This window comes from Streptosporangium sp. G11 (assembly GCF_051192615.1).
In the GTDB taxonomy this organism is placed as follows: Bacteria; Actinomycetota; Actinomycetes; order Streptosporangiales; family Streptosporangiaceae; genus Streptosporangium.
Map to the genome: position 1 here is coordinate 1 of NZ_JBPJUQ010000175.1, position 6,768 is coordinate 6,768.

The 6,768-nt window shown below is 65.5% G+C and carries 7 protein-coding genes; 6 read left to right on the top strand and 1 reads right to left on the bottom strand.

Features of this window, described 5'->3' with window-relative positions; translation table 11 throughout:
* Positions 1-144 precede the first annotated feature (144 nt).
* The 4 genes from ACSDR0_RS48850 (at position 145) to ACSDR0_RS48865 (ending at position 3,182) form a co-directional block, all read left to right on the top strand.
* Entirely contained in the window at positions 145-291 is a 147-nt protein-coding gene (locus ACSDR0_RS48850; protein ID WP_435295823.1) for a hypothetical protein, read from the top strand.
* Between the two features lie 104 nt (positions 292-395).
* Positions 396-1,766 carry a replication initiator gene (locus ACSDR0_RS48855; RefSeq protein ID WP_435295824.1) on the top strand — a complete coding sequence of 457 codons (1,371 nt, stop codon included), beginning with the start codon at positions 396-398 and terminating at the stop codon, positions 1,764-1,766.
* A complete protein-coding gene (locus tag ACSDR0_RS48860) occupies positions 1,759-1,944 on the top strand; it encodes a helix-turn-helix domain-containing protein (RefSeq protein WP_435295825.1) in 186 nt (61 codons plus the stop codon). The genes ACSDR0_RS48855 and ACSDR0_RS48860 overlap by 8 nt, the downstream gene beginning before the upstream one ends.
* Entirely contained in the window at positions 1,944-3,182 is a 1,239-nt protein-coding gene (locus ACSDR0_RS48865) for a site-specific integrase (RefSeq protein ID WP_435295826.1), read from the top strand. Before ACSDR0_RS48860 ends, ACSDR0_RS48865 begins: the two co-directional genes overlap by 1 nt.
* 1,317 nt (positions 3,183-4,499) lie before the next feature.
* Here the strand turns inward: ACSDR0_RS48865 and ACSDR0_RS48870 are convergent.
* On the bottom strand, positions 4,500-5,741 hold the full coding sequence (locus ACSDR0_RS48870; RefSeq protein ID WP_435295827.1) for a transcriptional regulator: 1,242 nt from the start codon (positions 5,739-5,741) through the stop codon (positions 4,500-4,502).
* Positions 5,742-5,825: 84 nt separating this feature from the next.
* Here ACSDR0_RS48870 and ACSDR0_RS48875 point away from each other — a divergent pair, with 84 nt between their 5' ends.
* Together ACSDR0_RS48875 and ACSDR0_RS48880 are read left to right on the top strand one after the other, a co-directional pair.
* The gene (locus tag ACSDR0_RS48875) at positions 5,826-6,290 is read left to right on the top strand and encodes a hypothetical protein (protein ID WP_435295828.1); all 465 of its coding nucleotides are present in this window, start codon (positions 5,826-5,828) and stop codon (positions 6,288-6,290) included.
* Positions 6,287-6,547: a hypothetical protein gene (locus ACSDR0_RS48880; protein WP_435295829.1), complete on the top strand. Its 261-nt coding sequence runs from the start codon at positions 6,287-6,289 to the stop codon at positions 6,545-6,547. Before ACSDR0_RS48875 ends, ACSDR0_RS48880 begins: the two co-directional genes overlap by 4 nt.
* Positions 6,548-6,768: the final 221 nt, after the last annotated feature.

Sequence of the window (6,768 nt, forward strand, 5' to 3'; positions counted from 1 at the left end):
TCGACATGCCGACCTCTCCAAGGGGGCGGAGGCATGTAAGTCAACCAAAGCGACTCCACGAAAGCCGGAGTACATCAAACGCCCCTACACCTGGCGCGTGTTCATTAACACCGCTCCCAAGCGCGACGAGGGGAGGTGGATCACGTGACAGACACCCCCGATGACCTCGACGACCGCGCCCCGTTCGTCGTCCCGGCTCCGAAGCGCTGGCTGTGCTGCCACTGCGGAGGAACCGGCGTCGACAGCCACAGTCAGACCTGCGAGCACTGCGAGGGCCTCGGCTTCAGCTGAGAGTCCTCAGCGCCCCCGGCGTGACCACACATCCGCCAAGACGTCCGCCACGTCGGGGGCCATCCCACACCGAACATCCACAGCCCGGAAGGGACACCCCCATCATGCCAAGCACCTACGCGGTAGCCGGGATGATCACCCGGCTCCACGACCCCCAATACGCCCGCTGGGCCTCCCAGATCCACCGGACCGGCGGCTGCCGACAGCCCATCCACCTGCGCGGCCACGTCCACCACATCGACCCCGCCACCGGCAAACGCCTGCACAGCTACACCACCACAACCGAACCCGACGGCATCCTCCGCTTGCCCTGCAAGACCCGCCGCGCGACCCGCTGCCCCTCCTGCGCCGAGACCTACCGCTCCGACACCTACCAACTCATCCGCGCGGGCCTGGTGGGCGGCAAGGGTGTCCCGGCCTCGGTCACCGCACACCCCTGCCTGTTCGTCACCCTCACCGCTCCCTCCTTCGGCACCGTCCACACCCGGCGAGAGAAGAACGGCACCGTCCTGCCGTGTCACGCTCGACGCGATGCGGCCACCTGCCCGCACGGACGCGTCATGTCCTGCACCGCTCGGCACGGGGCCGACGAGAGTCGTCTTGGTGAACCGCTCTGCCCGGACTGTTATGACTACGCGGGCTCGGTGCTGTTCAACGCGATGTCCCCGGAGCTGTGGCGGCGCTTCACTGAAGCTCTTCGCCGCCGCGTCGCCAAGAACGCCGGACTGACGCAGCGGGAGCTACGGGAACAGGCCGTGATCTCCTTCGCCAAGGTCGCCGAGTACCAGCGGCGCGGGGTCGTTCACTTTCACGCGGTCATCCGCGTCGACGGTCCCGAGGGGCCGGCTACCACTCCACCGGCCTGGGCGACGGCCGACCTGATGACCGACGCCGTACAGCACGCCGCCTCCGCCGTCGCGGTCACCGTCCCTGCGGTGCCTGGTGAACCCGCGCGGGCCTTCCAGTGGGGCGCTCAACTCGACGTTCGTGAGGTCACCGTGACCGGTGACCTCACTGAGCAGGCCGTAGCTGCCTACATCGCCAAGTACGCCACCAAAGCCGCCGAATGCGTCGGCACCCTGGACCGGCGCGTCAACCCCCTCGACGACCTGACCGCCTTGCCGATCCGCGACCACGCCCGGCGGCTCATCACCGAGTGCCTGCGCCTGGGCGCCTTCGACGAACTGACCGAGTTCCGGCTCATCAAATGGGCGAACATGCTGGGCTTCCGCGGCCACTTTTCCACCAAGAGCCGCCGCTACTCCACCACCCTCGGCGACATCCGCCAGGAACGCACCGACTACATGCGCGGTGAGGCGATCAGCGCCGGACGGCTTCCGCTCTTCGATGAGGACACCGTGCTCGTCGTCTCGCACTGGGAGTACGCCGGACAGGGCCACTCGGCCGGTGACGCCCTTTTGGTAAGCGCCCTTACCGGAAACCATTTCGCTGCTTCGGGAGGCGTCCATGAGTAGTCCCGCGTTGCTCACCGTCCCGCAGGCCATGACCGCTCTCCAGGTCAGTCGGTGGACGCTCTACCAGCTCATCCGCTCCGGCGAACTCGACTCGATCATGGTCGGTGTGCGCTGCCGCCGTATCCCCGAATCCGCCCTGAACGACTACGTGAACCGACTCTGTGGAAAGGCCGCCTGATGGGGAAGCGCTCGAACGGTGAGGGCTCGGTTTTCCCGTACAAGGACGGTTGGGCCGGCTACGTCTGGGTCGTCACCCCGGAGGGCAAGAAGACCCGGAAATGGGCCTACGGCAAGACCCGTGAGGAGACCCACGAGAAGTGGCTCAAGCTCCACGAGCTGGCGAGCAAGGGGCCGGTGCCGACCAAGCACCCCACCCTTGCCGCGTACCTGACGCGCTGGCTCGCCGAGGTGATCGAACCCAACCGGGAGCCGACCACCTACGCCGGTTACGAGGTGCTGGTGAGGCTCTACATGATCCCCGGCCTTGGCAAGAAGCGGCTCGACAAGCTCACGGTTCGCGAGGTTCAGACGTGGCTGAACACGCTGGTCACGCTCTGCACTTGCTGTGACCAGAAGAAGGATCACCAGCGGTCGGAAGCCAAGCGGCGGTGCTGCTCCAAGGGAGAGTGCTGCAAGGGGTACCCGTCTCGGGGCACGATCGCGAGTATCCGCCGCATCCTGCGCTCGGCCCTCAGCAACGCCATCCGCGAGGAACTGATCTCCAAGAACGTCGCCGCGCTGACCGTCCTGCCCAACGCGAGCAAGACCAAGAAGGCCAAGAACCACGGCGTGTGGAACGTCGACGAGGCGCGGAGGTTCCTTGAGCACCTGCGCTCGGTGGACGAACCGCTCTACGCCGCGTACGTGCTGATCCTGATTCTCGGCCTGAGGCGGGGCGAGGTGCTCGGGCTCGCCTGGGACTGCGTCGACCTCGACGGGGAACAGCTCTGGATCTCCCGCCAGCTCAACCGAGTCCGCGGTGAGCTCCTCCACCGGGAGACGACCAAGACGGAGGACTCGACAGCCTCTCTGCCTCTGTTCGGGCTGTGCATAGCTGCACTCCGGGACCGTCAACGGATCCAAGAGCAGGCCCGCCAGGATGCCGGGGAAAGGTGGAAGGGATCCGACCTCGTGTTCACCACGAGGAACGGGACCCCGGTCGAGCCGCGCAACTTTTACCGGTCCTTCGAGCGCTACTGCGAGAAGGCCAGCGTCCCCCGCATCCGCGTCCACGACACCCGGCACACCTGCGCCTCGCTCCTGGCCGCGCTCGACGTTCACCCTCGCGTCGCGATGCGCATCCTCCGGCACTCGCAGATCTCGGTGACCATGAACGTCTACACGCAGGTTCCGGCGCCAGAGACGCGGAGAGCACTGGGGCGACTGAATCAGAGCCTCGGCGAGCAGCTACCGTAATTTCACTCTTGGTGCCTGTATCAGGAGTGCTGGCCTGAACTTCGAGGACCCTTTCGACTTATTCCTAGCCGGAAGGGTCCTCGGCACGCACGAGCGACAGACGGTTTGCTACCTCTTACGAGACCGCCAGAGAGCGTAGATCGAGAGGACAGCGGCCATCTGCGCCACCATGATGCAACTTGCCAAGTGTGCCGGAAGCATCACCAACTCCTTGGCAGCGAGCAGCGGAACGATCACGGTCGCGACAATGGCGACAACGGTGGTTGCGACCTCCCAGAAGTGGTTGAGGTGAGAGCCACTCATCTCGCTTGAGGCTGTTACGCCCAATCCCTCGGGAGACTGCAGGGAGATCTTGAGGTTCGCAGCGTCACTAGGAACGTCATCAGTCGGGTGGGCTGAAGCAGGGTTGGTAGGCATGTCGCTCCTCTCACAGGGCACAGCTCCGCCCAATGCGGAGCAACCACGCGCCCTATAAGCGACTCCCGGCGTGAGCTAGTCAGGACTAAGAGTCACGACCGGGAGTGCTTGGAGTAGCCCCATGCCTTTACCTCCTTGAGGTTTTCCACCTTCAGCCACGGACAGGCAGACGTTCCGCCCAGAGGGAAACTACCACGACACCCACACACTTGCATCAAATAGCTGCAGGGATGCTGCTCTCACGTGCTAGGTGTGCGACTATCGACTGAGGCTCGGCACCTAACAGGACGGGCCAGTTACTTATGCGAGGTGTGCGATGCCTTCGGAGCCAACCTCTCCGCAAACCCGACAGGTGGCGAGTGAACGGATAACTGTGGGTTTAGTTCCGCGAGTCTCGGAACAACTTCAGAGACTCCAGGAACGCACCAGCTTCTCGAAGACTGACCTGGTGAACAGAGCCATCACCCTCTATGAGTACGTGGAGGCCGAGGCGTCTAAGGGCAATGATCTGCTCGTGCGACAGAAGGATAGCGGCGAGTTGTTCGTCATCAAGATCCTTTGATTGACGGGTCTGTCAACGCCTATCTGCTACTCCTTCTCTGGCCGGCCACCTTCGCCTAGCTACTGAAGCTTGAACTACAGGAGGTAGCTGTATGCAACTGCTGTACAGACATGACAAAGGCCCTCCGGGATGATCCCGGAGGGCCTTTGACCTGGGAGCCGCCTTGGGGAATCGAACCCCAGACCCCTTCATTACGAGGGAAGCCAGGAGGGGGCGGGACCTGGGCTTATACCCGCCCCCACCTGCGCATACGGTCCATGACAATCCACCGTCGTCCGTGGTCGTCCGGGGTCGTTGTCACGCAGTTGGTCACGCAAGAATCCGGGTCTCGGGAGGGTTCAGGCACTCATGGGGTAGCGGGTCAGTAGCTCTCGTACCTCGGGGACATCGGCGTAGGGCTTGAGCCGTGTCAGGACCACGCGGGCGCGCTGGGTGGTGCGGTCGCTGGTGAGGTCCGCGGACATGTCCAGCATCCGCGACGCCGTGTGCGCCGCTTCCTCGGGCTCGTTGGCGTCGGCGAGAGCGACGGAGAGCCACGACAGGTAAAGCGCGACTTCCCGGACGTGGGTAGCGTCGTAGCGCGCTAGAACCTCGGTGAGCAGTGGAACGGCGCGCAGCGGGCGGTGCAGCTCGGTGTAGGCGCGGGCTTCCATGATCTGGAGCTCGTCGGGGCTGACCCAGTACAGGTACGACGGTTCTTCGGCTCCGGCCGTGCTCGCCAGGGCGGCGCTTGCCTCACCCAGTGCTCTGATGGCGGGCTGGGCCTCTCCGGCGCGAGCGTGCGCCCATGCAAGGCGATCCCAGGTCAGTGCGCGGATACGCGGTGAGGCGTGCCGTCCGGCCGCATCCAGTGCGGCGCGGGTGAGTGCCACGCTTTCTTGCGCGTCGCCGACGTTGGCGATCTGGTAGGCCAGGGAACCGATGAGGTTGGCCTCCAGGGAGCCGTCTCCGGCTTCGCGGGCGGCGCTGATGCCCAGCTGGTAGGTCTGGGCGGCTTGGTCGTGCTGGCCCGCGTCGCTGGCGATCCATCCGACGATCTGTGCCAGTTCGCCGATGTTGACCAGCAGCGCCCGGCCTGCCTCCTCGGTGTGGGTACCGCACCGGTAGAGACGCACCGCCGCGTCAAGCTCCCGGAAGGCGGGCCGGATCAGGTCGCTTCCGGCGATGACGTCATCGGCGAGCCGCAGGCCGTGAACTCGTGCCGCCAGATCCTGCACGGTGCCCATCCCGACCCTTCGCCCTGCCCCGGCGGGAAGGCGGGACAGTAGATCACCCTCGGGCATGATCGCGGCGAGCACCTGGGCCGGTGACCTGCGGGCCGTCTTGTTCGCCAGGTCGAACAGCTCAGCCTCGGGAAGATCGAACGCCCGGCAGTACAGCACCCGGTAGGGGTCCTTGGGCTGGTGCCTGCCCTTCTCCCAGTCCTTGATCATGCGGATCAGGGACTCACGAGTCGGCAGGTGAGCGCGGGTGCTCTCATCGGCCACCTCGGTGAGTGCCCGTGCCATCTGCCGTTGCGACCACAGCCGCTCGCGTCGCTCGGCGCGCAACCTCAGCGCCCAACCCGGAATCTCTTCCATCACCGCGCCCTGGGGGAGACATGGGAGACCTGCCGTCTCCCCCAGTCTCCCCTATCGCCTCCTGTGCGAACACGTGTATGGGCGATGTCATGGGAGGACCGCGAAAAAGCGGAACCCGCAGGCGCGGACACGCCGTACGGGTTCCTTGATCGCACACTGGAGGTGCGACCCATGGACAACTGTAGAGCCGTCCCGCCCGCCGTTGATGAGGCGACAGTGGAGAGCCACGACGAGGCGTTGGCCGTCGTACAACGGCTTCTCACCGAGCGGGGAATCCGTGCCCACCGCCATCACACGATCAGTCTCGGACTGTTCGCCAACAGTGCGGCCGCTTGGCCCGACCAGCCTCCGCTTCGGTCGTGGATAGAGCGGTATCCGCCGGAGTTGACCGTGAAGGGTCCGCAGGGCTGGCGCGTGGCCACGGTGACCATGGGGGCGCGCTCGGGCAGCTATCTGATCTCCCTACGCGACGGCTCCGATCCTCAGGCGGTGAGGAGCGAGCATCCCGAACAGGTGGTTGCCCTGATCGTGGCTGCTCGGGGGTCGTGACCGTGTACGGCTGGGTCATCCTGGGCGATGCCGCCACGAAGCGCGTCAACGGCAAAGAGGTCGTCGTCACGGCCGGTAAGTCGGGCGACGTCGGATCGGTCATCAGGGCGTGGGAGGAAGCTGAGCGCCACCGGATGCTGTACGAACTGGGCAACCTCGGTCGCCTGGTCGATGCCGCGCTGGCCCGCCTCCAGGTCCACCACCACACTCCGGACAGTCGCGGAAAACACGTGCTGCGAACCGATGACATCAAATGATCACCGGTCGGGTGCGGCGACAGACTTCCCGTGGTCGCGTTGCCGCACCTGGCTGGCAATGGCCGTGAGCAGGTGACCGTGTCATCCGGTGGCAACCTGACCCGGAGCGCAGTGCCGCCAGGCGCGAGACATCCGATGGGCGGTGGGTGTCAAGGGAGGCCGGTCCGTGGTGGCCGTCGACGCCTATGGCGAGGTGTGATCAGGAGCGTTGGGCGTCGGCG

What these genes read in the sequence shown, in the direction of transcription:
- ACSDR0_RS48870 (WP_435295827.1), bottom strand. Translation starts at nt 5,741, where the DNA reads ATGGAAGAGATTCCGGGTTGGGCGCTGAGGTTGCGCGCCGAGCGACGC.
- ACSDR0_RS48860 (WP_435295825.1), top strand. Translation starts at nt 1,759, where the DNA reads ATGAGTAGTCCCGCGTTGCTCACCGTCCCGCAGGCCATGACCGCTCTC.
- ACSDR0_RS48855 (WP_435295824.1), top strand. Translation starts at nt 396, where the DNA reads ATGCCAAGCACCTACGCGGTAGCCGGGATGATCACCCGGCTCCACGAC.
- ACSDR0_RS48865 (WP_435295826.1), top strand. Translation starts at nt 1,944, where the DNA reads ATGGGGAAGCGCTCGAACGGTGAGGGCTCGGTTTTCCCGTACAAGGAC.
- ACSDR0_RS48875 (WP_435295828.1), top strand. Translation starts at nt 5,826, where the DNA reads ATGTCATGGGAGGACCGCGAAAAAGCGGAACCCGCAGGCGCGGACACG.